Raw genomic sequence first — 23,800 nt, 5'->3', positions numbered from 1 at the left:
CTGGAATTATTACGCAGTTTTTTATTTAAATCCTCATTAGACTTTAAAATATCCATTGGTATTTTGAAAACTCTATTTATTTCAAATCCCCAATTAATTGTTTCAGGATTGGATCCACGATATTTTTTATCAATATATTCTTTATAGTCAGTATTAATTTTATCAGCGTCTGGAAACTCTTCAAATTCTCTTTTATGTAATAAATAAGGTTCAAACTTTTCTTTTATTCGTTTAGCATTTCTAACATGGTCGTCATCTGGATGAGTTATATGTAGCAAACCTAGTTTATAACTAACTCCTTTTTGGGTAACATAGGGTTTTAAGCTAAGCCAATCTTTAATTTCTTTAACGTTTAATAAATCAACCGGATTATCTTTTTCGCTGTGGCTACCACAGTCAACCATTAATCCGTATTTATTTGGACTTGAAACTACTGAACAGGCAGCATTTCCGACATCAAAAATCATTATTTTCATTTTATTTACCTTTTAAATTCAAAATTACGATTTTAAACACAAGCATTCTTGCCATTCCTCTTGCTCTCCATAGAAAAATTATAAACAGAACAATACATAAGTAAAATAATTGACTATAATCATTTACAAGGAACAATAATGTTAAAATTGCGAATAGAAAGACAATAGCTCTTATGTAAAGATAATTTCTATTAAAAACATTAATGATTGGTTCATTATTAACATTTGAATAAAGTTTCCAAAAATAACTTTGAGAAATTTCTTGTTTTGGTCTTTTCAGAAATACTGGTAATTTTTTGTATTCCGTGTCAAATAATTTTTTTTCTTTTTCTGAAGGTGATAAATATTCTATAATTTTTTCTCTTATTTTTTCATTTTTTAAAACGGGATTGTTCTTGTAAAGAAATAGTTGTGACGGTCTATAAAACTTATAAAATATATCAATTAACCATTCAAATTCGTATGCAATTGTTTGAATAATTTCACCCGTTAAAAATGCGAATACTAAAAAAATTGTTGTTACAAATACGTCAAGGCCTTGGGGTATATCAATATTAACTTCTGTCCCATATAAAAAATACAATACTCCAAGTAATATTCCACCAGGAATGATTTTTATTAAAAAGTCTTCAATTGTAAATTTATCTTTCATTTTTCTTTACCTTGTGGCTAACGGACAAGTGTATGAGCAGTGGTGGGATTTTCCGCATTTACTTTTATTTTTGCTCCGACTTTGATTTTATTCATATTCATTTGAATTTTAGTATTTTACCCGCCATTGCTTATACACAATGTTCTCGGCAGTATTTTTTTCTTATTCTTCAAATAATGATTTTTGTTTGATTTCCTTTATATCTAATATTGAATAGTTTGAAATAAATAATTCTTTACCTTTTTGATTTCCATTGTCTCCAACATTTCTCATACCGTAAGTCAAATTCCATTCTCTAATATTAGCAAAAGAAAACAAATCTCTTATGTATTCGCTGTCATCATAGGTTATCAACCATTTATGTTTTGTATTTTTTAGAACTTCTGCAAATCGTTCGTGGTCAAATGTTTTATGAAGATTTCCATTTTTACCGTATAAAGCAGATTTTGTGGCAGAGTAATAAGGCGGGTCAAGAAAAATAAAAACATCTTCCCCTTCTTCTTCGACTACTTGTTGATAATCAAAATTTGTAATTTTTGTATTGTTCAAAATTTGAGACAATGCTTTAACTCTTTCAATACTTGATTGCGTAAATCGTTTATTAAAAGCTGCATTGGAAAATCCGCCACTTTCCGTTGTCCCGGAAAAAGTTATTCTATTAAAAACAAAAAATGCAGCTGCCTTTTTAAGTTCATTAAAATTATTAATATTTTCCGACAAGTATTTAAACAAGTCTTTCCCATTAGTCGTATTGTTCTTCCAATATTGAATTTGTTCGATTAATTTTTCAGGTTCTTTTTTAGCATATTTCCAAAATAGATATAAATTTTCATAAATATCATTTATCCAAAATTTTCTATTTGGATATCTTTGTTTTAAATATACAAATACAGAACCTCCGCCAACAAATGGTTCTCTGTATTCTTTAAATTCTGGTATTAATTGAGTAATAAACTTAATTGCTCTACTTTTTCCGCCGGGATATCTTAATGGACTTTTTATCATTATTATACCGTTTTTTCAATTATTAATTCAAATCCATTTTCGTTGGCTTCCACAAACAATTTGTTGAGTATTTCTTTTTGACTTTTGTTTAAAACTGTATTGGTTTCAATTTCAGATTTAGAAATATCTGTTGGTAATTTTGACGAAGTTAATTTTAGCACAGGAATTGCCGTGTAATTATTGTCATTTATTGATACATTTTTAAGATTTGTATAGAGTATCATTTTAAGTAATCCGTCTTTTATATCGCCAATACTTGGCAAAATTGAGTTTTTTGAATGTTTAGATTCAATTAAATAGATTTTGTCTTTTTCAATTCTTATTTCATCGGTAGTGAAATAATATTTTCCGCCAAGATAATTTTCAATTGTTATGGTCGCTTTGGTTAATGTTGATAAAGCTTCTTTTGGTTGAACAGTCTGCATTTCACGATTTTGGGCTTCTTGTGCTTTTAGTCGTGAAGTTTTCATAAAATCTTTTACGCCATTGATAAATTGTTTGGCAAATTTGTCTATACCTTGTTCGTTGTGAAATTCAACAGCTAATTGCTTTCTGATTGTATTGTAGGATGTTTTTGCTTTTTGAATTAGATCAGGAAATGATTCTTTAATTTCTTTTAAATTCCAATGCAATGCGGAACTATGATAGTTTTTTATTTCGGATATTTTTTGTTTTACCAACTCATTATCAAACTGTTGATTAGTTATTTTGTTAGCTCGTGTTTTATGTTTTTCAGCTGTTTTGTAATACGCAAAAACTACAAAAACATCAAGTAAACTCATTAATGAAATCGTGTCCCATTGGATAAAATCTCTGTCGCCTTTTTTCCCCTCATCTTTGATAATGGGAATAACCGTTATTCGTTTTGAAGTTCCAAGTGTATTATAAACTCTTTCGTAAGGATAAGAACGAGTTCTTTTGGGCGAAACCCATTTTGACAATCCAAATGAAAAACCATCATAATTTATCAAACAATTTGCAGGCAATTCATTGATATTAAAGTTATTAAAATCAAAAACTGTTAAGTCATCAGTTAGCTTCGGATTGTATTTAATTCCTGTTATTTGTGCTGTTATATTCATATTTTTTAATTTCCTGCTTTCAAAAATCTTTTTTATAAAATCAATTAACCACATTTTTTCTTTTTTCAATATAATCCAATGTCACAAATCTGTATTTCCCCTTGTCCCTTTCTACAATTTCCAAATTATTGGAATTAACTTTTTGTCTTATAATTGTTTCCAAATCTCTAATTATTTCAATGCCTATTGAATTCCGGTTTAATTGATTAGCTACTTTCATTGTTGTTCCGCTACCGAGGAATGGGTCAAGTACTGTTTCGCCAACATACGAAAAAAGTTTTATTAGTCTGTAAGGTAATTCGTCAGGGAAAGCTGCAACTCCTTTTTCAAGTTTTGAACCAGGTAAAACATTTGTTATTTCCCAAATAGTTTTATGCCAATTGTTATTTTGAAATTCTTTTTTATCAATTTTTGATTTTTCCCTTACTTCTTTTGGAATTGAGCGATAATTAAATTTCCCTTTTTGAAAAATAACAATGCTTTCCAAAAGATTATCAGGATAAAAATACATTGGATAAGGGTTTTGCAATAATACTCCGCTACGCTTACTTATTCGTAAATAGCCGTCGGGTTTTTTCCATACAATTTTATCTCTGTATCTAAATCCTACATTTTGAAAAATTTTTATTGCATCGGCTGTTATAGGATATTTTTCGCCATTTACAAGCATATCGTCAATGTTTAATGCAAAAATTCTTCCTTCTTGCAAAACTCTGAATGCTTCTTTTGCCATTCTTCTAATCATGCCAAGATATTGGTCGTAATTTTCAAAAAGTCCTTTGTAGTCAAATGGTGCGTTAAAATACGGTGGAGAAGTAATAATTAAATGAATACTTTCATCTAGGATTTCTATCATACTCATAGAATTGCCAAATATTAATTTATGTTGTGTTTTCATTTAATCTTTTTCTCCAAAATTACATTATACATTCTTATTTACCAATTTTATTTTTCATATTGCCGAGAACATAATTCTTGACGCAATATTTTATATTTTCTTTAAAAATGCTATTTTTATTACAGTATAACCATAAAAAATAAGTTATTACGTATAAGATTTTTTCAAATAACAGAGGGCTCTATGAAAAAATCCGAAGTGATTGATAAATACTCAAAACTGATGCGATTAAAAAATTATTCCCCCAGAACAGAAAAATTATATCTGCACCACCTTAATCTTTTTCTTGATTATTTAATCTCGTCAAAAATTAACAATCTAAATCAGAAAATCTTGCTCGATTATTTTAACTATCTTATCCAAAATAAAAAATATTCTTATTCATCAATGAAACAAGCCCTTGCATCCGTGCGGTTTCTCTTTTTTGACGTTCTAAAAAAAGATGTGGATTTTGATTTTTTTATTAAAATGAAAAAACCGAACAGCTTACCCAATGTATTAACTACTAATGAAGTTAAAAATATTATTGACTCAATTGACAATTTAAAACATAAGGCAATTATTTCTACAATTTATTCGTGCGGATTAAGAATCTCCGAAGCGATTAATCTGAAGTTAAGCGATATTGACTCGTCGTCTATGACAATAAAAGTTGTCAATTCAAAGGGCAAAAATGACAGGATAGTTATGCTGTCCGAAAAGTTATTGGAATTGCTTAGGGAATATTTCCGGCAGTATGAACCGAAAGTTTATTTGTTCGAAGGACAGAAAGGCGGCAAGTATTCTGCTAGAAGTATTCAACAGATTTTTAAATGCGCTGTAAAAAAAGCAAATATCCGTAAAAAAGTTTCGGTTCACACTCTGCGCCATAGTTTTGCGTCCCACCTTCTCGATAATGGCACCGATATTAGATTTATACAGGAATTGCTTGGTCACAAACACTTGTCAACAACGCAAATTTATACTCATATAAATCCCCTTTCCGTTAAGAAAATAAAAAGTCCACTCGATAATATTTAGAATTGAAATCCTTTTGCATTCTCCGTCGACAAGTTTCTCAAAGGAAACTCTTATCTGCCAAAGCCTGAATCCGGAACTAGAGAAAAAAAGTCCCAGATGCTTATATGTCACCCCTGGGGGTTTCGGTTTAGCGACAGGGATGCTTTGTTACAATTATTTCACCCCTGCGGGGTTTGGATGTCTGCCCGGTTTGTCTCGTTACAATCATTTCACCACCGCGGGGTTTGGGGGTCATATATTTTCGTTGCTATAAAATATTTTTTCTTATTTCATTATCATCTGGCTATTGCTCCGGGCAAAACATAAAGCCGGAGGGTTGGCATAACTATAGACACAGGATTATCCAACAGAGACAGAACCCGGGACGGATGACATAAAGCTCCGCAGCGATTGCTATGTCACCCCTGCGGGGTTTGGTTTAGCGGCAGGGATGCTTTGTTACAATTATTTCACCCCTCCGGGGTTTGGTTTCGGGGCTGAGCTGTTGTGTTACAATCATTCCACCCCTTCGGGGTTGATTTCGGATTGGCGATATTTGTTACAATCATTTCACCCCTTCGGGGTTTTTGCTTAGCGGCGGGATTGGTGGTCATAAAAATTTGTTACTCAAAAATATTTTTTTTATTTCATAATCGTCCGGCGTTTGTTCAGGTAAAACATAAACCCGGAGGGTTGACATTACTATAGACACAGAATTATCCAACAGAGACAGAACCCGGGACGGGTGACATAAGGTTTTGCAGTTATTCTTATGTCACCCCTGCGGGGTTTGGTTCCAGGGCTGAGCTATTGTATTATAATAATTCCACCCCTGCGGGGTTGGTGTGTGGTAAAAATCTTTGCTCAATATTTTTTTTCATATTTCATTATCGTCCGGTTATTGCTCAGGGCAAAACATAAACCCGGAGGGTTGATATTTCTATAGACACAGAATTATCCAACAGAGACAGAACCCGGGACGGGTGACATAAGGTTTTGCGGTGATTGCTATGTCACCCCTTCGGGGTTTCTGTTTGTAATAGGTTCTTGCATTACAAAAATTTCACCCCTTCGGGATTGATTTCGGATTTGCGTTATTTGTTACAATCATTTCACCCCTTTGGGGTTTGGTTTCGGGGCTGACTTTGTTCTGTTATAATAATTTCACCCCTTCGGGGTTAATATGAAATTATATGATTTTCTTTATCCGCTTTCGTTAATCCTTCTGTTTTTAATCATTTGTTACGCGAATTAACCGCATTAAACCGATCCGGGAAATTATTCCCCGCGCTAATTTGCCCATTTCAAAAGAGATTTTATATATTTATAATTCATTTAAACGGAACGAAAGTCTTTTATGAAAATAGAAAAATTAATATTACCCGTAATGATCGTTGCCGTTATCGCGGTCCTTTATTTTACTTATTTCAGTCCGAAAGACGACCTCGGACTCTTTTCGGACTTCGACAAAAACAGCAACGTAAACAGGGATATAATTGTAAAAGTAATTCACGACAAAGGGTTTTTTGCCGACCAGGCTTCGGGCGGTACGGTTTTCTACGTCGAAGACAAAGCCGGCGTTCAAATGAAAGTCGTCGGCCCGATTTCATTGCCGCCCGGCATGGACGTAACAAACAGAGTAACTTTGAGAGGTCATCTGCACGACGGCTATTTCCACGCCGCAGAAGTCAGGACGCGTAACTGAATATGAACTTTGAATTAGTTTCCAATTACCAACCTTCAGGCGATCAGCCGAAGGCAATCAAGGAATTGGTCGAGGGTCTCAATAAGGGACTGAAACACCAGGTGCTGCTCGGCGTAACCGGCAGCGGGAAAACTTATACCATTTCGAATGTGATTAAAGAAGTCAATCGACCGACGCTGATTATTTCGCACAACAAAACTCTCGCGGCTCAACTCTACTCTGAATTCAAATCGTTCTTTCCCAATAACGCCGTCGAATTTTTCATCAGTTACTACGATTATTATCAGCCGGAAGCATACGTCGTAAAAAGAGACCTCTACATTGAAAAAGATTTTTCTGTCAACGAGGAAATCGACAGGCTGAGGCTGAAAGCAACGACCGCGTTAATCGAAGGACGCCGCGACGTAATTATAGTTGCCAGCGTTTCGAGCATTTACGGCATCGGCGCGCCCGACGAGTACGCCCGGCAAATCTTATTCCTGAAAAAAGGTCAGGAAATCAACCGGAAAAAATTAATGCGCGATCTGATCGACATTTATTACACGCGAAACGATATCGAATTTTCGAGAGGAACTTTCAGAGCGAGGGGCGACGTTATCGAAATCATTCCGGCTTATCAATACGAAGAAGCCATTCGAGTCGAATTCTGGGGCGACGAAATAGAACGGATTTCCGTAATCGATTCGATAACAGGCGACACAATCAGAGAAGTCGATTCCGCGCCGATCTATCCCGCCAAATATTTTGTGACTACGAAAGAACAAATCAACCGCGCAATCAAATCGATCGAAGAAGAATTGAAAGAACGCCTTCAGTATTTCTGGTCGCAGGAAAAATACGTCGAGGCGCAGCGGCTCGAACAGCGCACGCGTTTCGATATCGAAATGATGCGCGAAATCGGTTACTGCTCCGGAATCGAAAATTATTCGAGGCATATCGACGGGCGTCCGCCGGGTTCGCGGCCCTACTGCCTTTTCGACTATTTCCCAAAAGATTATCTCCTGATAATCGACGAGTCGCACGTTACAATTCCTCAAATAAGAGGAATGTACAACGGCGACCGCTCACGGAAAGAAACTCTGGTTGAATACGGCTTTCGACTGCCGTCGGCGCTCGACAACCGCCCTTTAAAATTCGAGGAGTTCGAAAATCTCGTTAATCAGGTAATCTACGTCAGCGCTACGCCTGGCGACTACGAACTCGAAAAAAGCGGCGGCTCGTACGTGGAACAGATTATTCGTCCCACAGGACTGCTCGACCCGGAAATCGAAGTGCGTCCCGTTACCGGTCAGATTGACGATTTAATCGGCGAAATTAGAAAACGCGTTGAAAAGAAAGAACGAACTTTAGTAACTACGCTTACGAAAAAAATGGCAGAAGATTTGACCGACTACCTCGACAGACTCAATATTAAAGTCCGGTATATTCACAGCGATATCGACGCTTTGGAACGCGTTGAAATCATACGCGACCTGCGCATCGGGGACTTCGACGTGCTGGTGGGAGTAAACCTTCTCCGCGAAGGACTTGACCTGCCCGAGGTATCGCTCGTTGCGATACTCGACGCCGACAAGGAAGGTTTTTTGAGAAGCGAGCGGTCGCTAATGCAAACTGCGGGCAGAACCGCCAGGAACGTAAACGGCAAGGTTATTATGTACGCCGACGTTATTACCGAATCGATGCGTAAAACCATCGACGAGACAAACCGGCGCAGAAAACTTCAGCAGGAATACAACGAGAAACACGGCATCACTCCAAAAACGGTTTATAAAAGCGTGGAAGAAATTCTCAGTTCCACTTCGATTGCGGACGTCCGCAAAAAAGAGAGCGAAACAGCCGAGGCTTCAATGTTGAAAGTCGTAGAGCCGGTAATTAAATATATGACCGACGACCAGAAGAAAGAATTGATTGAACAGATGACCGAAGAGATGCACGCGGCGGCAAAAGACCTCGAATTCGAACGCGCCGCTTTTCTGAGAGACGAAATCGAAAAACTGAAAAAAACGCTCAAGGGCGGCTGAAAATTTATTTCCCTTCTCCGTCGATATAAAATCCCAGAGTAAAGAATCCGACCCAATGGTCGAGCGAATACGGCGCGGTTGTTCCCATCGAACTTCCGTTAAACGGAAGAAGTTTTTCCGTGTACGTATCGGAGTATTTAATAAGCGCTCCGCGAACGCCGCCGAGTTTCAAATTGTCCGCGACCTTTTCGACCGTCATCAATCCGAACAAAAGAGGATACCTTCCGCACCAGAGCGGCGGAGTGGTTTTATTGACGCCTTCGATCAACTCGCCGTAAAGACCGATAATCTTTTCCCTTCCGATAGCGCCCACGAGATAATTATTGATAATCCTCAGGTCGTTGTTAATTGCCGCGTTATGAGCTGATTCGTCCAGCCCGAACGGATAATTGTCGAAATCAGCTCCGTAATGATTCGCGTCGTTCGATATAAGTATGAAAATGTCTTTGCCGAGGATAAGTTTGTTTTCTTTGATATAACGGGAAATTATTTCCGACAATTCTCCGGAAATTAATTCCATCGTATCCCGGCTCATCGCCGGAACCATCAAAGGCGTAATTTTAATTTCTTTATTATAGAACTGCAAAAAAGGAATTAACGCTTCGATGGAATGCTCGATTTGATGCGCGCGGTTGTTGACGGTATAATAATCCCCCGATAACTGTTTCTTTATGATTTCACGCAGAGGCGAAATATTGACGTCGTTGTATATTCCGGTCCACGCTTTATGATTTTCCAGGATTAGTTTGTTTCTGAAATTCCCCAATTCCTTTCTGACCGTCGAATGCGTAACGCCCAGAATAATTACCTCTTTTGCGTCGATCAATTTGAAAAGCGGATGATAGACCTTTCCGGCATAAAGATAATCGTCGTGAACCGATACCGCCGCTATCAAACGCCCTTTGAAATCAATATTGTCGTCGGAATTTTTATTTAACCAGTCGACGAACCGATCCATCTCGTCTGCATTCCAGCAAAAGCCGATTTTATCCCGTACGTCTCTTTTATCCTGAGCATTAAATTCCGGGAACGGAATAAACATCAAAAATATGATCAATATTCTTTTCAAAACACTACTCATTTCATTACCAGGTCTGACGGCGCCGGTAAATTAATATATCCGTCTTTATTTAACAAGTCGGCCGCTTTGTCTGCAATCGCATAACCGCACCAGTAGAGCCATTCCCTGAATCCCGCTTGATCTTTAAATCCGGATGAAAGATAATATTTAACGAGTCTCGGCATCTGTTTTTCGAAGTATTCCGTTAAATCTTTTTGAGTAATCTTTGCAATTCTCTCAAGGGTTTTTATTTCATCCTCATTAAAGAATTTTTTGTTGTTTAATCTTGCGCTTGAAAAAATTTTCTTTTCGAACAAAGCCGCATAGAATCGAGCGGTTCCTCTGGTGGGCGTCTCGGTTTTAATAACAAAATCGGACAGGTTTTTCATAACCGCATAATCGCGAATGACATAATATGCGGCGTCTTTAAAGGGCATGTTCATTTTATTTTGGTTGTATTCGCTCTCCATTTTCCCGAGCCTGTCGAGCGCAATTTCCCTAACGTCTTTAATCAGAGTGTCGAGCTTGTTCAGCATATCGTTATAATCGTCGTAAGAAATTACGAGGAAAGCCGGCAGAAATTTATTGTCGGATTTTTTTATGAGGTTGTTTGAAAAGAGGAAATTAATTTCCTCGTCGAAACGCATTTTATCCGTTTTAAAATAATTTATTATTTCATCGTTCGAGAACCCGTGTTTGAAAAGAATCAGATATTCTTTCTGACGCTCGCTTAATTCCAGATTTGCCGGCGGCGAAGTTACAAACTCATATTCGGAACCGAGAAAGTCGCCGGGAGTTTTTTCCCGACTGCAGGCGTTAATTAACAACAAGGCAAACGTCAGGAAGATTAGCCGTTTCATATTTATACTCTCGTTATTTATATCCCAAATAGAGCGCCTGTCCGAAACCGGTTTCCTTTTTTTCCGTTCTTCGAACGCCGGCGTTATCAAACCATTCTTCGATTTCGCTTTCGGAATAATTGCGCCCTTCTTTTGTCGACACAAGCATATTAACGGAAAACAGAGCTGCCTCGTAAGGTTCCGTCAGGTTCTCGTTCATAGCCCAATCTCTTATAACTATAAATCCGTTCGGAGCGAGAGCTTCGGCTGATTTTTTTATCAACCGTTTGTTTTGCTCGTAACCGTTCATATGAATTATCGAAGAGATAAATACCATGTCGTAATTACGACCGAAATCGACTTTAAAAAAATCTCCTTCTATGAATTCCGTTCTTTCCGTCAATCGCTCTTCGGAAGCGTATCTTTTTGTAATCGGTATTATTTCGGGCAGATCGAGGATTACGGATTTCAACCGGGGATTCCTTTTCATGAAAGCGTACGAAAAAGCGCCGGAGCCTCCGCCGATATCGAGCATTTTATCGACTCCGCTTAAATCGATCATATAAGAAATTATCTCCGCCTGTCCTTTTGCTCTGTAATGCATTGCCGCAATAAATTCCTCTCTGCCGGCTTCGTTTCCGCTCAAAGTTACGGCGTTTCTCCCGTTCTTAACCGTATCGGTAAGATTGTTCCATCTGTGCCATTGATTTGCCGTATGACGTAGATTAGCCATATAATCTTCGCTTTTGCGCGACAGATACTTCGATGCGGATTCGGCGCAAAAATATTTGTTCTTTGATTTCTTCAACAGACCAAGAGCGCAAAGCGCATTCAACAAAATTTCAAGCGAAGATTCGTCCGCGTTCAATTCTTCCGCAATTTCTTTGCTTGTCGCTAACTTGCCGTCGATCGCAGTGAAAAGATCCAGCTCTACCGCCGACAGTAAAATTCTGCTTTCGCGAAAAGACGAAGCAAGTTTGTCTATTTCTTTTTTGTCGAGCATTTCACTCATTCAAATCCTTCTTCTGAATCCCTCGCCGAGCACTTCGTGCACGTTATAAACTATAACAAACGCCGAAGGATCGATGCTTTTTACCAGGTCGACCAATTTTGAAACTTCGCGCAGCGGAACTACGGTCAAAATCATTTCGCGCTCCACATTCCTGTAAACTCCTCTGGTTTTGACTGCCGTGCAGCCTCTACCCATTTCGGTCAGAATCGAGTCGATAATTTCATTGTACTTGTCTGAAATAACATAAGCGGCTCTTGCATAGTCGAAGCCGTCGATAATAGCGTCGATAAGCCGGGAAGAAACGAACAAAAGAAATATTGCATAAAACGTCAGAGTGAGCGCGGGACGGTCGGGCGACAAATCTTTCAATTCGATTATCATGCCTGCAAAAGCAATCACAAAAAAATCGATTATCATTATAGCCTGACCGGGTTTCATTCCGAACCGTTTGTGCAAAATCGAAGCTACGATATCGGAACCCGCGGTTGTGCCTTTGAATTTGAATACGAGACCGAGCCCGATTCCGAGCAGCACGGCTCCGATAAGTATGAGAAAGAGAAAATCGTTTTTATATAAGTCCTGTATCGGCTTTGTATCCTGAAGCCGGATAAAAGAAAGTCCAGGAATATCGCCGCGGAACAAGTCGATAAAAATCGAATTGAAAGTAAAACCTACGAAAGTGCGCAATCCGAATTTGCTGCCGAGTTCTTTGATTCCCCATATAAACAAAGGAACGTTAAAAACCCAGATCAACATACCGACGGGAATTTTATTGCCCGAAAGATAGTGGAAAGCCATTGCAAGTCCGCTTACGCCGCCGGGCACCACCTGCGCGTCCACCAGAAAAACTCCGATGCCCACAGCCATTATTGCCGAGCCGATAATTATTGCCGTGTAATCTACGACCGGATACTTCTTAACAAGAGACTTAACCATGATGCTCCAAAAATTTATTTTTTGAGGACTAAAATAGTCAGACGGGAATTGTTAAAAAAGCGGAAAAGTTTTTTAAAGTTCGCCCCGGCGGTACATCATTTGGGTTTTTATTCTGAGAAGCTGGCGTTCTATTATCAGATCGGCGAGCCTGGCAGGAATTGCAGCTTTGTCCCTGGCGTAAAGAATTTCGTTCACCTTGCTTTCGTCCACGTCGATTCTGTATAAATTATTAATAAACCTTCCGAAATCTTTTGCCATCAATTCTTTGATTTTTTCTACGAGATAAGCCCGGATTACTTCGATGTCGTTATGAGCCGGAAGATTAGTTTCTTCGAGCGAAAAATCCTTGTTTAATTTTTTCAACAATTCGGAATAGATTTCCACATTGCTCATTTATTTCTCCGAATAATTAAACTGATTTGTTAAAAAACTTATCTGCGGACAAAATAAAAGAAATGGCTGATAATTCCGGAAATGAAATTAACAAATCGTACAGACAGGGTCAAATTAAAACGGGCAGACGCACGGGCTTATTTGAAGCGCGCCTGCCGTAAGAAAAACTATTGCCTGAGCCAGCGGAATACTTCCGACCATTTCGGTTTTTTCCCCGTTATCAAAATACCGACGCGATATATTTTGCCCGCCACAGGGAATATGGCGATAATCGTAAGAATATTTATCAGTATTGCGGCAATCAACTGCCATTCCGGCACGTCGATCAACGTCATCCTTGCGGGCATTACGATAACCGAAGAGAAAGGAAATAAGGAAGCAATTTCGGCATAAGGTTTATTGGGATTTTCCATGATCGAAAAGGCAATGAAAAACGGAATTATAATGAGCATCATAATCGGCAGCGTGCCCGACGAGGCGTCCTGCGGATTGTTGAATATTGCTCCGACAGTAGCAAACAATCCGATGAACAATACCAACCCGATAAAGAAATTAAGCAGTACGTAAAGAACTACGTTCGTATCGATTTCGAGTACAAGATCCGCCGGAAGAGTCATCCACGACGAGGAAACGACGCCCATAATCGTAAAGAGCCAGATTCCCATTTGAACAAGACCTGTAATCGAAGCGCCGAGAATTTTTCCGGTCATCAATTCTTTCGGCTCAACCGACGAAAGCACTATCTCTACAATCTTATTGCTCTTTTCTTCAATTACCGACTGCAAAGTAATCTGACCGATAATAAGCAAACTCATATACAACAAAAACGTGAAAGCATAAGCCAGCACAATATTGCCGTAGCCTTCTTCTTTAATTTGCTCTTCTTCGGAAACTTTGAAACCCGCGAAATCGACTCCGCGCCGTGCGAATTCGAGTTCTTCGGGATCGAGCGTTTTGTTCATAAAGTAGGCGTCGACCAATACTTTATTTACCGGTCCGTTCAATTCTCTCGAGAGCGCAATGTTTTGCGGCGACTTCGAGTAGTATTCGATCTTCTTGTCCTTCAGCGCGGTTGACGGAACGTATATAACTCCGGTCAGCGACTCGTCGACAATTTTGCTTCGTATCTCTTCGAGATGTTTTTTAAATTCATCGCGCGTCATCGTTTTGTAAAGAAAGACATAATGTTTATCTTTGACGAAATTCGCATTTGCAAATTCATTCATGAAAGCGGTCGTCAATTCTTCGTTTTCCGTAATCAACTCGAAATTAAGATTCTTGCTCTCGGCGCTGTAGAGCAGCGCCTGAACGCCGAAGATTACGACAATAAGTCCGGGAATCAATAACGTCGTTGTAATAAAGGCTTTCGAAAAAAGGCGTTCTCTTAATTCTCTTTTTATTATAGCGAGTACTCTGTAATTAAACATTGCCGCCCTCCTTTTCCGATAAAGAAAATTGGGATTCGGAATCGACTTCGTCCCCTACGGTTTCAACGAATATTTCGTGGAGCGAAATATCGTTGGCGTTGAATTTTTTTATTTCCACTCCGTTATCAATCAGAAGTTTCAATAAAGTCTGAATTTGCGAAGCGTCCCGCACTCTGATTCCCGTCGTATTTCCGAAGTCTTCCATCTTTTCCACAATGTCGTAATGTTTTTTCAGAAATGAAATATCGCCGTTATAAACGAGGCTAACGTTTCTGTTTGCATACTTTGATTTGAGTTGATCGATCGAACCTTTCAGCACGATTTTCCCTTTGTCGATAATTGCCACATGGTCGCACATCTTTTCCGCATAATCGATAAGATGGGTCGAAAGGATTATCACTTTGCCCCGTCTTTTCATTTCGAGAATTATTTCTTTCAAAATATTGGTGTTGATCGGATCGAGTCCCGAAAACGGCTCGTCGAGAATAATAAATTCCGGGTCGTGAAGTATAGTTGTAATAAACTGAACTTTCTGCTGGTTGCCTTTGGAAAGGTCTTCGATTTTCGACATGCGCCTGTCGTACAAATCGAATAATTTTAAATATTTCACCGCTTCTTTGTGAACCTCTTTGCCCGTTTTGCCTTTTAGTTCGGCAAAGTAAAGAAGGGTTTCGAGAAGTTTCATTTTTTTATAGAGACCTCTTTCTTCGGGCAGGTAACCGACTTTGCTTTTGAATTCCCTGCCGACTCTGGCTCCTTTAAGAATAACCTCGCCTTCGTCCGGCAGATAAATGCCCATCATCATTCTAATGGTTGTAGTTTTGCCGGCGCCATTTCTGCCGATCAGACCGAATATAGAGCCGTCGGGCACCTCGAAAGAGGCGCCGTCGACGGCTACGATTTTATCGAATCTTTTGGTAAGATTACGTACTTCTAAAGAATTCATTCCACCCCCGGGAAAATTAAAATCAATTTACCAAATTTTAACGATTTTATCATCCGAAATTCTCATCGGGTCTCCCGGCTGGACGTCGTAGGCTTCGAAGAATTCCGGCATTGTCATCAACGGACCGTTTACTCTTTGAACCGCGGGCGAATGGACGTCGGTTTTTACCTGGAGCTTCAAAGCTTCGGGGCGGATATTCGTTGCCCAAACCTGAGCCCATCCGAGGAAGAATCTTTGAGCCGGAGTAAAGCCGTCTATTTTTTCTCCTTTTTTGAATTGTTCTGTTTTTTTGAACGCATTGAACGAAACCGTCAATCCTCCGAGGTCCGCAATATTTTCGCCGAGCGTCAATGCTCCGTTTACTTTGAATGTATCGATAACTACAAAGCTGTTGTAAAGATCGACTAATTTTTGAGCTCTCTGTTGAAATTTATTATTGTCTTCTTCGGTCCACCAGTCGTTCAGATTGCCGTTTTCGTCATATTTCCTGCCCTGGTCGTCAAAGCCGTGAGTGATTTCGTGACCGATAACCGCTCCCATAGCACCGTAATTAATCGCATCGTCGGCTTCGGGATTAAAAAACGGGGGCTGCAAAATACCGGCTGGGAATGTGATGTCGTTTCTTGTCGGAGAATACATTGCGTTGACGGTTTGAGGATTCATCGACCATTCCGATTTGTCGGCGGGCTGACCGATTTTTTTCAAATCGTCTTTAATGTCCCATTCCCATGCTCTCAATAAATTATTCAGATACGAGTCGCGTTTTATTTCGAGCTCGGAATAGTCTTTCCATTTATCGGGATATCCGATTTTTACGCCGAAAGTGCTCAGTTTTTTCAAAGCTCTGGCTTTTGTTTCGTCGCTCATCCATGCAAGATTCTGAATGCTCTCTTTCATCGAGACGAGCAGATTATCGACGATTGCTTTGGCTTTGGCTTTCGATTCGGGCGGAAATGCTTTTTCGACATAAACCTGACCGAGCAATTGACCGAGAGTTCTGTTCATTACATTAATTACACGTTTCCAGCGCGGTTGAATTTCCTGCTGACCTCTCAGGAATTTGCCTTCGAATTCGAATTTTTCCATAACAAACGGAGCGCTGAGAGCCTCGGCGGTTTCGTTTATAACATTCCATTTCAGATATACTTTCCAATCGTCGAGCGAGACCTCGTCGAGCAGAGCCGACATTCCTTTAACAAATTCGGGTTGCCTTATGATAATAATATTCAGATTTTCAACTCCCAGTCCTTCAAAGTATCTGTCCCAGTCAAATTCGGGAGCCGTTTTCTTGAGCGCGTTTACGGTTAACTTATTGTACGTTTTGACCGGGTCTCTGTTTTCCAGACGAGTATTGGAAACCTTTGCCAGGGCTGTTTCGATTTTCATTACTATACCGGCATATTCCTCCGCGTTTTTTTCTTCGCCGGCAAGCGCGAACATCTTAGCTACGTGCTGAACGTATTTATCTCTTATTTCTTTCGACCTATCGTCGTCTTTGGTATAATATTCGACGTCGGGAAGTCCGACGCCCCCCTGATAAATATGAGCAGCCATCAAGTCGCTTCTCTTAGCGTCGCTCGCTACATAGAAAATGAAGAACGGCGAAATGCCCGTTTTATGGAATTCAGCTACCGTTTCAATTAATTCTTTTTTGTTTCTGATTTTGTCGATTTGATTGAGCATCGGGAGAATCGGTTTGTAGCCGTATTTTTCGATACGCGCGGAATCCATTGCAGTAACGTAAAAATCGGCTATTTTCTGCTTGGCTGTGCCCTTTTCCCAGTTCGGATTAGAAGCTACCTCTTCAACTATCGAACGAAGCAATTCGTTGTTTTTTTCGATTAATACATTAAACATTCCCCAGCGGCTCTGATCCGGCGGAATCGGATTGTTTTTAACCCAATTGCCGACGGCAAATTCATAAAAATTTTCTTTGGGCGATACGGATTTGTTTAAGTTATTGATATCGAATCCCTTTTCTCCTCCTCCGGCATAAACGTTTAAAATAAATCCCGAAAGAAGAAATAAACCGAATAGAATAATTTTGAATCGCATTACAAAACTCCTTTAATTTTTTTGTGCTTATTTTGACGGAATAACTAACGTTTTGTTCTGTTATCCAAAAAATAAGTAAAATAAAGGAGTCCGGAAAACTTAATCCGCAGCTACCCGAAAGAAAGTCTTCTCTTCCATTTACGCAGAGCTTTATTTACTTCTTTAGGTGACGTGCTGCCTGCGGAGATTTTTTTGCGTATACTGTTCATCGGCGAGAGTAAACCGTATAAATCTTTTTCGAATGCGGGAGAGAATTTTTTGTATTCGCTCAAGTCGAGTTGATTTAGTTTGATTCCTTTTTCCACGCAATGAGCGACTATTTTACCTACAAGATGGTGAGCTTCCCTGAAAGGAACATTTTTACGAACCAGATAATCGAGCAAATCGGTTGCAAGCGATAAATCGCCGGTCAATTCTTCCTCGAACCTGTCGGCTTTGAATTCGGTATGCTCAATCATATTTGCTGCAATCTTCAAGCAATCTTTGGTCGTGTCGAGCGCGGTCATCAGATGATATTTGTCCTCCTGCATATCCCTGTTGTAAGCCAGCGGAAGTCCCTTCATTAACGTTACTATGCCCGTTAACGCTCCGAAGACTCTGCCCGATTTGCCTCTTATCAGTTCGGCGAAATCGGGATTTTTCTTTTGAGGCATCAGGCTGCTGCCCGTAGCGTATGCGTCGTCGGTTTGAGCGAACGAAAATTCGGAAGAGCTCCACAATATAAATTCTTCCGAAAGCCTGCTCAGGTTCATCATTATGATCGACATAGCCGAAATAAATTCGATTATCAAATCGCGACTGCTTACCGCGTCGATACTGTTTTCGACTATTCCTTTGAATCCGAGAAGTTCAGCCGGATAATTTCTGTCGATCGGGAGCGACGTGCCTGCGAAAGCCGCCGCTCCGAGAGGCGATTTGTCGCTTCGTTTCAAACAGTCGATCAATCTCTCTTTGTCCCTTTCGAGCATTTCGATATATGCAATCAGATGATGCGCAAAGAGTATCGGTTGAGCCCTTTGCAAATGCGTATAACCGGGGACAACAACGGATTTATATTTTTCCGCTTTTTTTAATAATGATTTTTGCAGATCCGAAATCAGTTTAATCGTAAGATTAATTTCTTTTTTCAGGAACAGTCTTTCGTCTAAAGCGACCTGGTCGTTACGGCTGCGCGCGGTATGAAGCCGTTTGCCTACGTCTCCTATTTTCTGAACGAGCCGCTCTTCAATGGCAGAATGGATATCTTCTTTAGTCCAATCGATCACGTATGCGCCGTCTGCAATTTCCTTTCGAATTTCTTCGAGCGCTTTTATAATCTTTTTCGATTCCGCGACCGAAATAATTTTTTGTTTGGCAAGCATTTTAACGTGAGCTACGCTGCCGTCGATATCCTCGTTATACATCCTCGAGTCGAGCTCAATCGACGAAGAAAATTTCAAGGCTTCCTCGTCCAGGCTCTTTTTAAAGCGACCGTTCCATACAGCCATATTACACCGTTACGTTAGTTTCGTTGGCTTTTTGTTCTACCCGGTTGATTGTTTTGTAGGGCAGTCCGTAAATCTTAATAAATCCTTCCGAAGCTTTATGATCGAACTGGTCTTCGATTGTGTAAGTTGCCAGAGACGGATCGTAGAGCGAATAGGGAGAAGTTCTGCCTGCGACGCGCATAGTTCCTTTATATAGTTTTACCTTAACAAGACCGGTTACTTTTTCCTGCGATTTATCTACGAAAGCCTGGAGCGATTCCCTCAACGGCGAAAACCAGAGTCCGTTATAAATCAGATTTGCAAATTCATGAGCCACAAGACTCTTATAATGCATAACGGCTTTGTCGAGAGTGAGTCGTTCGAGTTCAGTATGAGCAAAATGCAGAATCGACGCTGCGGGCGCTTCGTAAACTTCGCGCGATTTTATTCCAACCAGCCGGTTTTCAATCATATCGATTCTGCCGACGCCGTGTTTGCCCCCGATGTCATTAAGATAGTTAACCAGGTCAATCGGATTCAATTCCTTGCCGTCAACTTTAACGGGAATTCCTTTTTCAAATTCGATTGTAACTGTTTCGGCATTATCGGGAGCGTTCTCGGGGGAAACAGTATGAAGATAGGCATCTTCGGGCGGTTCCTGCATCGGATCTTCTAGAATGCCGCATTCGATTGCCGTTCCCCAGATATTGTCGTCTATCGAATAAGGATTGTCTTTTGTGATTGCAACGGGAATGTTGTTTGCTTTGGCATATTCAATTTCTTCCTCGCGGGATTTGAATTCCCATGTTCTTAGAGGAGCAATACATTTAAGGTCGGGAGCCAGCGCGCCGACGGAGACTTCGAATCGAACCTGGTCGTTCCCTTTGCCGGTGCATCCGTGAGCAACCATCGTCGCATTTTCTTTAAGAGCCACATCGACCAGCGCTTTGGCAAGAAGCGGTCTGCCGATTGCAGTTGCCATCGGATAAGCGTTTTCGTAAAGTGCTCCCGATCTGAGTGCGGGAAATGCATAATCGGTCAAAAATTCTTCCGTTAAATCTTCAATATATACTTTGGAAGCCCCGGATTTTAGAGCTTTTTCTTCAAGACCGATTAATTCTTTGGACTGACCCAGATTGCCCGTAAAAGTAATAATATCCGCGTCGTAATTTTTTTTGAGCCAGTGAACCATTACCGAAGTATCTAGTCCGCCGGAATACGCCACTACAATTTTCTGTTTGCTCATTTTTCTATTCCTAATAATGTTTTTAATTCTTCGATTACTTTTTTGATGTTTTTTGTGGATTTCGGGACGACAATAATCGTATCGTCGCCGGCTATTGTGCCCAACACATCGGGCAAATTTTCCCTGTCAATTTGAACTGCTACGCCCTGAGCGCGTCCCAAAAATGTTTTAACAAGAATCATACATTCGTTCGATTCGATGGAGAGGACTTCTTCGGAAATATAATTCTTAAGAGCGCTCTCGCCGCCTTCGTGATTAATCTGATAAACAAGACCTTTAGAAGTCGGTACGCGCACCACGCCCAATTCATTCAAATCCCTCGAAAGGGTAGCCTGTGTCACTCTAATTCCTTTGCTTCTCAATAATTTGCCGAGCTGAGTCTGATTAAAAACTTCCTGCGAAGTAATAATCGATTTAATCAACGAATGACGTTTTTGAATTTCCTCTAATTTTCTTCCCATGATTTACCTTTATTTATTCGTCTACTATTTCCGTTCCCACGCCTTCTTTAGTAAAAATTTCGAGCAGGAGCGCATGAGGAATTCTGCCGTCGATAATGTGAACTTTTTTTACGCCCGAGTCGAGAGCTCTGAAAGCTGATTCTACCTTTGGAATCATACCGCCGTTGATAATTCCTTCGTCAATCATCTTTTGCGCTTCGGAACGCGTAAGATGCGTTAGAAGTTTGTCGCCGTTTTTAATGCCTTCGACGTCTGTCATGAATACCAATTTGGAAGAATTCACCGCGCCTGCAATGTGGCAGGCGGCTATATCTGCGTTAACATTGTAAATTGTGCCTTTTTCATCCACGCCAACCGGAGCTATAACCGGCAGATAACCGTCTTTCATCAAATTCGCAAGGAATCTGTCGTTTACATTTTCGATTTCGCCTACGAGACCCAGGTCTTCTTTTTCGTATTTTTTTACGCCGAGCAAGTTGCCGTCGATACCGCTTACGCCTACCGCCCTGCCGCCGTGCATATTAATTCTTCTTACAATATCCTTGTTTATTTGTCCGGCAAGCACCATCTGAACGACGCCTATCGTATCTTGGTCGGTATATCTTTGACCGTTTACAAAATTTGTTTTGATATTGAGTTTATTCGAAAGCGAGGTGATTTCTTTGCCGCCTCCGTGTACTACAATTACATTAATTCCGATCTTGCGCAGCAGAGTAACATCCTGCGCAACCATCTGCTTGAGATTTTCCTCTTCCATCACTGCGCCGCCGTATTTAATCACAAAAGTTTTGCTTTCGAATTCCTGAATATAAGGCAGCGCTTCCACCAACACGTCTTCTTTTCTGAATTTAGGCAGCGTCATGTTCTGTAACTCCCGTTTATCTTGACATATTCTTCCGACAGGTCGCAAGTCCAGTAATTGGCTTTTCCGGAGCCTTCGTTCAATTTTATCAACAATTCAATCTCGTTCGGTTTCAGGGTTTTGTTGGCTTCTTCGATCGAAAGTTTTACGTCGTAATTTTTGCCAAGGATGCAGGTACCGTTGATATATATTTCGAAATTGTCAGGATTGAATTCGATGCCTGAATATCCAACGGCGGCTAAAATTCTTCCCCAGTTTGCGTCTTCGCCGTGAACGGCTGTTTTGACAAGAGGGGAATGAGCCACGCTGCGCGCCGCTTTCAATGCATCGTCGTCCGATAAAGCTCCTTCAACAACTATTTCGATTAATTTTGTAGCTCCCTCGCCGTCTTTTACAATATCGACGGCGAGTTTTTTCATTACCTCGAACAGAACCGATTCAAAAACATCAGCGCTTCCGTCGTCTTCTTTTATCTCCACGCCCGATAGTCCGTTTGCCAACGCGATCACCATATCGTTTGTGCTTGTATCGCCGTCAACTGTAATTCTGTTGAACGTTTTGTCGGCGGTTTTTTTCAATGCAGATTGAAAATAATTTTTTTCTACCTGAACGTCTGTCGTTATAAAAGCCAACATCGTCGCCATATTTGGGTGAATCATACCGGAGCCTTTTGCAATGCCTCCGATGGTTCCTGTTTTGCCGTTCACTTCGAACTCAACCGAAATAAATTTAGGAAATGTGTCCGTGGTCATAATTGCTTCCGCCGCCGCGTTCGAATCGTCGTCCGAAAGCATATCGACTATTTTGTCTATTCCGGTTCTTATCTTTTCCATCGGCAACGGTTCGCCTATGACTCCCGTTGAAGAGACAAAGACTTCTTCGGGTTCTATATTCAAAGCTGATGCGGTCAGAGCAGCCATTTCTGCAGCATCCTTCATTCCCCGTTCTCCGGTGCATGCGTTTGCATTACCGCTGTTAACTATAATTGCGCGGAATTTATCCCCATTGTTCAAATGCTTTTTGGATAGAATCACCGGCGCCGCCTGAACTTTGTTTTGAGTAAAAATTGCCGCCGCCACAGCCGGCTTTTCAGAAACAATCAAAGCCAGGTCCTTTTTGTATCTTTTAATGCCGCAGTGAAGACCGGCGCTTAGAAAACCCATTGGAGCGGTTATTCCGGATTTCATCTCTTTATCCGACACAATTTCCATATGCTTGTTTTCGTTCATAATAATCCCGTTGTTTGATCATAATCAAAAATTAGATTCATATTTTGTACTGCCTGTCCGGCAGCCCCTTTTATAAGATTGTCGATTGCGGACATAATGATCAAGTTGTCGCCAGTTTTAGCTACGCCGATGTCGCAAAAATTAGTGTAGACAACATTTTTGATTTCAGGTATTTCATCTCCGAGAAATCTGACAAAGGGTTTATCGGAATAATATTTCTCATATATTTCTTCGACATTGGCAAAGCCGGTCGAATTATTGGTTTTGCAATGAATTGTCGTATAAATGCCTCTCGTAATCGGCATAAGATGGGGCGCAAAAGTAAAGTCAGGCATTTTATCGCCAAATTTTTGGAGATACAGTTCAATTTCCGGAATGTGCTGATGAACCCCGACTTTATACGCTCTTACATTCTCGTTGACTTCGCTGAATATCATCGAAAGATTGACCGACTTTCCCGCGCCTGAAGTTCCGCTGTAAGAGTTTATCGAAACAAAATCCGGATTAATAAAGTTTTCTTTTAAAAGAGGAATCAACGGCAGCAGAATGCTCGTAGGATAGCAGCCGGGATTTGCGATTATTTTTGCATTCGTTATTTCATTCGAATTCCACTCGGGCAATCCGTACACCGCCTTACCCAACAATTCAGGAGCCGAATGTTCGCGCTTATAGTATTTTTTATAAATATTCACGTCGTTGAGTCTGAAATCACCGCCGAGGTCGATTACTTTAACATTATTTTTGACTGCATCGGCGACAATCGACTGAGCTTCTCCCGAAGGGAGAGCCACAAACAGCAGGTCTGTTCCTTCCAACGACGACGAGTCAAAAGAGACAATTTCTTGCGCGAGAATTGATTTAAGCGACGGATGAACTTCGTCGATTTTTTTTCCCGCCGTAGAATGCCCGAACAGTTTATCTATTTTAACGCCGGGATGCCGCAGCAATAACTTAATCAGCTCCGCTCCGGAATAGCCGGCCGCTCCCGCTATCGAAACGTTTATCACAAATCTCTCCGTTTTGTAAAGCA

At 40.4% G+C, this 23,800-nt stretch carries 22 protein-coding genes; 3 read left to right on the top strand and 19 right to left on the bottom strand.

The genetic code is table 11. The annotated features are described in order from the left end of the window. The 5 genes from ACSSWA_RS09880 to ACSSWA_RS09860 all read right to left on the bottom strand — a co-directional run. Positions 1 to 476: hypothetical protein (locus ACSSWA_RS09880; protein WP_437356404.1), on the bottom strand; the 476-nt coding region annotated here is incomplete at its 3' end. Between the two features lies 1 nt (position 477). Then, entirely contained in the window at positions 478 to 1,128 is a 651-nt protein-coding gene (locus ACSSWA_RS09875; protein ID WP_437356403.1) for a hypothetical protein, read from the bottom strand. Between the two features lie 162 nt (positions 1,129 to 1,290). Beyond that, positions 1,291 to 2,133, bottom strand: coding sequence for a DNA adenine methylase (locus tag ACSSWA_RS09870; RefSeq protein WP_437356402.1), 843 nt, complete (start codon positions 2,131 to 2,133; stop codon positions 1,291 to 1,293). Positions 2,134 to 2,135: 2 nt separating this feature from the next. Further along, complete coding sequence (locus ACSSWA_RS09865; RefSeq protein ID WP_437356401.1) at positions 2,136 to 3,284, bottom strand: hypothetical protein; 1,149 nt, start codon at positions 3,282 to 3,284, stop codon at positions 2,136 to 2,138. Continuing rightward, positions 3,256 to 4,113, bottom strand: coding sequence for a DNA-methyltransferase (locus tag ACSSWA_RS09860; RefSeq protein WP_437356400.1), 858 nt, complete (start codon positions 4,111 to 4,113; stop codon positions 3,256 to 3,258). Before ACSSWA_RS09860 ends, ACSSWA_RS09865 begins: the two co-directional genes overlap by 29 nt. 183 nt (positions 4,114 to 4,296) lie before the next feature. Here ACSSWA_RS09860 and xerA point away from each other — a divergent pair, with 183 nt between their 5' ends. From xerA to uvrB, 3 genes are all read left to right on the top strand, one after another. Beyond that, entirely contained in the window at positions 4,297 to 5,133 is an 837-nt protein-coding gene (xerA, locus tag ACSSWA_RS09855) for a site-specific tyrosine recombinase/integron integrase (RefSeq protein ID WP_437356399.1), read from the top strand. A gap of 1,336 nt (positions 5,134 to 6,469) precedes the next feature. After that, a complete protein-coding gene (locus ACSSWA_RS09850; RefSeq protein WP_437356398.1) occupies positions 6,470 to 6,817 on the top strand; it encodes a hypothetical protein in 348 nt (115 codons plus the stop codon). 2 nt (positions 6,818 to 6,819) lie between these two features. Beyond that, positions 6,820 to 8,838: an excinuclease ABC subunit UvrB gene (gene uvrB, locus ACSSWA_RS09845; protein WP_437356397.1), complete on the top strand. Its 2,019-nt coding sequence runs from the start codon at positions 6,820 to 6,822 to the stop codon at positions 8,836 to 8,838. 4 nt (positions 8,839 to 8,842) lie between these two features. Here the strand turns inward: uvrB and amrB are convergent, their stop codons facing one another. The 14 genes from amrB to argC all read right to left on the bottom strand — a co-directional run bounded on the left by amrB (position 8,843) and on the right by argC (position 23,777). Then, positions 8,843 to 9,907: an AmmeMemoRadiSam system protein B gene (gene amrB, locus ACSSWA_RS09840; protein WP_437356396.1), complete on the bottom strand. Its 1,065-nt coding sequence runs from the start codon at positions 9,905 to 9,907 to the stop codon at positions 8,843 to 8,845. An 8-nt stretch (positions 9,908 to 9,915) separates the two neighbouring features. Continuing rightward, positions 9,916 to 10,758, bottom strand: coding sequence for a hypothetical protein (locus tag ACSSWA_RS09835; protein WP_437356395.1), 843 nt, complete (start codon positions 10,756 to 10,758; stop codon positions 9,916 to 9,918). 13 nt (positions 10,759 to 10,771) lie between these two features. Continuing rightward, complete coding sequence (locus tag ACSSWA_RS09830; RefSeq protein WP_437356394.1) at positions 10,772 to 11,749, bottom strand: methyltransferase; 978 nt, start codon at positions 11,747 to 11,749, stop codon at positions 10,772 to 10,774. Further along, the gene (locus tag ACSSWA_RS09825; protein WP_437356393.1) at positions 11,750 to 12,685 is read right to left on the bottom strand and encodes a YitT family protein; all 936 of its coding nucleotides are present in this window, start codon (positions 12,683 to 12,685) and stop codon (positions 11,750 to 11,752) included. 72 nt (positions 12,686 to 12,757) lie between these two features. After that, on the bottom strand, positions 12,758 to 13,078 hold the full coding sequence (locus ACSSWA_RS09820; protein ID WP_437356392.1) for a hypothetical protein: 321 nt from the start codon (positions 13,076 to 13,078) through the stop codon (positions 12,758 to 12,760). A 167-nt stretch (positions 13,079 to 13,245) separates the two neighbouring features. Next, on the bottom strand, positions 13,246 to 14,505 hold the full coding sequence (locus tag ACSSWA_RS09815) for an ABC transporter permease (protein WP_437356391.1): 1,260 nt from the start codon (positions 14,503 to 14,505) through the stop codon (positions 13,246 to 13,248). Further along, entirely contained in the window at positions 14,498 to 15,451 is a 954-nt protein-coding gene (locus tag ACSSWA_RS09810) for an ABC transporter ATP-binding protein (RefSeq protein ID WP_437356390.1), read from the bottom strand. Before ACSSWA_RS09810 ends, ACSSWA_RS09815 begins: the two co-directional genes overlap by 8 nt. 27 nt (positions 15,452 to 15,478) lie before the next feature. After that, a complete protein-coding gene (locus ACSSWA_RS09805) occupies positions 15,479 to 17,506 on the bottom strand; it encodes a M13 family metallopeptidase (RefSeq protein ID WP_437356389.1) in 2,028 nt (675 codons plus the stop codon). Positions 17,507 to 17,616: 110 nt separating this feature from the next. Continuing rightward, positions 17,617 to 18,993 carry an argininosuccinate lyase gene (argH, locus tag ACSSWA_RS09800; RefSeq protein WP_437356388.1) on the bottom strand — a complete coding sequence of 459 codons (1,377 nt, stop codon included), beginning with the start codon at positions 18,991 to 18,993 and terminating at the stop codon, positions 17,617 to 17,619. A 1-nt stretch (position 18,994) separates the two neighbouring features. After that, positions 18,995 to 20,218: an argininosuccinate synthase gene (locus ACSSWA_RS09795; RefSeq protein WP_437356387.1), complete on the bottom strand. Its 1,224-nt coding sequence runs from the start codon at positions 20,216 to 20,218 to the stop codon at positions 18,995 to 18,997. Then, a complete protein-coding gene (argR, locus tag ACSSWA_RS09790; RefSeq protein WP_437356386.1) occupies positions 20,215 to 20,679 on the bottom strand; it encodes an arginine repressor in 465 nt (154 codons plus the stop codon). Before argR ends, ACSSWA_RS09795 begins: the two co-directional genes overlap by 4 nt. Before the next feature lie 13 nt (positions 20,680 to 20,692). Then, entirely contained in the window at positions 20,693 to 21,541 is an 849-nt protein-coding gene (argB, locus tag ACSSWA_RS09785; RefSeq protein WP_437356385.1) for an acetylglutamate kinase, read from the bottom strand. Further along, positions 21,538 to 22,770: a bifunctional glutamate N-acetyltransferase/amino-acid acetyltransferase ArgJ gene (gene argJ, locus ACSSWA_RS09780; protein WP_437356384.1), complete on the bottom strand. Its 1,233-nt coding sequence runs from the start codon at positions 22,768 to 22,770 to the stop codon at positions 21,538 to 21,540. The genes argB and argJ overlap by 4 nt, the downstream gene beginning before the upstream one ends. Next, on the bottom strand, positions 22,767 to 23,777 hold the full coding sequence (gene argC / locus ACSSWA_RS09775; RefSeq protein ID WP_437356383.1) for an N-acetyl-gamma-glutamyl-phosphate reductase: 1,011 nt from the start codon (positions 23,775 to 23,777) through the stop codon (positions 22,767 to 22,769). Before argC ends, argJ begins: the two co-directional genes overlap by 4 nt. Positions 23,778 to 23,800: the final 23 nt, after the last annotated feature.

Source organism: Melioribacter sp. Ez-97, from assembly GCF_051488665.1.
Lineage (GTDB): Bacteria > Bacteroidota > Ignavibacteria > Ignavibacteriales > Melioribacteraceae > Melioribacter.
The sequence above is the reverse complement of the archived record's forward strand: the minus strand, read 5'-3'. Positions and strand labels throughout refer to the sequence as shown.